This window comes from Streptomyces sp. NPDC050619, assembly GCF_040654815.1.
Classification (GTDB): domain Bacteria; phylum Actinomycetota; class Actinomycetes; order Streptomycetales; family Streptomycetaceae; genus Streptomyces.
The window spans coordinates 1-2,500 of record NZ_JBFAIR010000106.1 but is presented as its reverse complement, the minus strand read 5'-3'; the positions used below and the strand labels follow the sequence as shown (position 1 = coordinate 2,500).

The window sequence follows — 2,500 nt, the reverse complement described above, 5'->3', positions numbered from 1 at the left end:
AACAAACACATTTATTTTTTTAAGTTTTTTATAGGCTTAATAACATTAAAAGGTTTCAAGACACGAGCAGTTAAATGTGATGTGTATTGGAAGCTGATAGGTTAAGTTATTAAGGGCGCACGGCGAATGCCTTGGCACTAGGAGCCGAAGAAGGACGGCACTAACACCGATATGCTTCGGGGAGCTGTAAGTGAGCTTTGATCCGGAGATTTCCGAATGGGGGAACCCACTACGTTTAATCGCGTAGTATCTTGACGTGAATACATAGCGTCTTGAAGGCAGACCCAGGGAACTGAAACATCTAAGTACCTGGAGGAAGAGAAAGAAAAATCGATTCCCTGAGTAGCGGCGAGCGAAACGGGAAGAGCCCAAACCAAGAGGCTTGCCTCTTGGGGTTGTAGGACACTCAATACGGAGTTACAAAAGAGCGAGTTAGATGAAGCGACTTGGAAAGGTCCGCCAGAGCAGGTAAAAGCCCTGTAGTCGAAAGTTCGTTCCCTCCTGAGTGGATCCTGAGTACGGCGGAACACGTGAAATTCCGTCGGAATCCGGGAGGACCATCTCCCAAGGCTAAATACTACCTAGTGACCGATAGTGAACCAGTACCGTGAGGGAAAGGTGAAAAGCACCCCGGAAGGGGAGTGAAAGAGATCCTGAAACCGTGTGCCTACAAGTAGTTAGAGCCCGTTAATGGGTGATAGCGTGCCTTTTGTAGAATGAACCGGCGAGTTACGATTACGTGCGAGGTTAAGCTTTAGAAGGCGGAGCCGCAGCGAAAGCGAGTCTGAATAGGGCGAATTAGTACGTGGTCGTAGACCCGAAACCAGGTGATCTACCCATGTCCAGGGTGAAGGTAAGGTAACACTTACTGGAGGCCCGAACCCACGCACGTTGAAAAGTGCGGGGATGAGGTGTGGGTAGCGGAGAAATTCCAATCGAACTTGGAGATAGCTGGTTCTCTCCGAAATAGCTTTAGGGCTAGCCTCGTGATGAGAATACTGGAGGTAGAGCACTGTTTGGACTAGGGGGCCATCCCGGTTTACCGAATTCAGACAAACTCCGAATGCCAGATATTTATACACGGGAGTCAGACTGCGAGTGATAAGATCCGTAGTCAAAAGGGAAACAGCCCAGACCACCAGCTAAGGTCCCAAAATATATGTTAAGTGGAAAAGGATGTGGCGTTGCCCAGACAACTAGGATGTTGGCTTAGAAGCAGCCATCATTTAAAGAGTGCGTAATAGCTCACTGGTCGAGTGACGCTGCGCCGAAAATGTATCGGGGCTAAACGATTCACCGAAGCTGTGGATTGACATCTACGATGTCAGTGGTAGGAGAGCGTTCTAAGTGCGTTGAAGTCAGACCGGAAGGACTGGTGGAGCGCTTAGAAGTGAGAATGCCGGTATGAGTAGCGAAAGACGGGTGAGAATCCCGTCCACCGTATGACTAAGGTTTCCTGAGGAAGGCTCGTCCGCTCAGGGTTAGTCGGGACCTAAGCCGAGGCCGATAGGCGTAGGCGATGGACAACAGGTTGATATTCCTGTACCACCTCCTCACCGTTTGAGAAATGGGGGGACGCAGTAGGATAGGGTAAGCGCGCTGTTGGTTATGCGCGTCCAAGCAGTAAGGCGTGTGTGTAGGCAAATCCGCACACTGTAACGTTGAGCTGTGATGGCGAGTCCGTATGGACGAAGTTCCTGATTTCACACTGCCAAGAAAAGCCTCTATCGAGGTGAGAGGTGCCCGTACCGCAAACCGACACAGGTAGTCGAGGAGAGAATCCTAAGGTGTGCGAGAGAACTCTCGTTAAGGAACTCGGCAAAATGACCCCGTAACTTCGGGAGAAGGGGTGCTCTTGAGCGTGCAAGCGCATGAGAGCCGCAGTGAATAGGCCCAGGCGACTGTTTAGCAAAAACACAGGTCTCTGCAAAACCGTAAGGTGACGTATAGGGGCTGACGCCTGCCCGGTGCTGGAAGGTTAAGAGGAGTGGTTAGCGCAAGCGAAGCTGCGAATTGAAGCCCCAGTAAACGGCGGCCGTAACTATAACGGTCCTAAGGTAGCGAAATTCCTTGTCGGGTAAGTTCCGACCCGCACGAAAGGCGTAACGATCTGGGCACTGTCTCAACGAGAGACTCGGTGAAATTATAGTACCTGTGAAGATGCAGGTTACCCGCGACAGGACGGAAAGACCCCGTGGAGCTTTACTGTAGCCTGATATTGAATTTTGGTACAACTTGTACAGGATAGGTAGGAGCCAGAGATCTCGGAGCGCCAGCTTCGAAGGAGGCGTCGGTGGGATACTACCCTGGTTGTATTGAAATTCTAACCCATGCCCCTTAGCGGGGCAGGAGACAGTGTCAGGCGGACAGTTTGACTGGGGCGGTCGCCTCCTAAAAGGTAACGGAGGCGCCCAAAGGTTCCCTCAGAATGGTTGGAAATCATTCGTAGAGTGTAAAGGCACAAGGGAGCTTGACTGCGAGACCAACAATTCGAGCATGG

General features: G+C 51.1%; 1 rRNA gene. It reads left to right on the top strand.

Annotated features, from left to right (window positions below):
* Nucleotides 1-99: 99 nt before the first annotated feature.
* Nucleotides 100-2,500: ribosomal RNA gene (locus AB0I77_RS53180) — 23S ribosomal RNA — on the top strand; the annotation flags it as partial.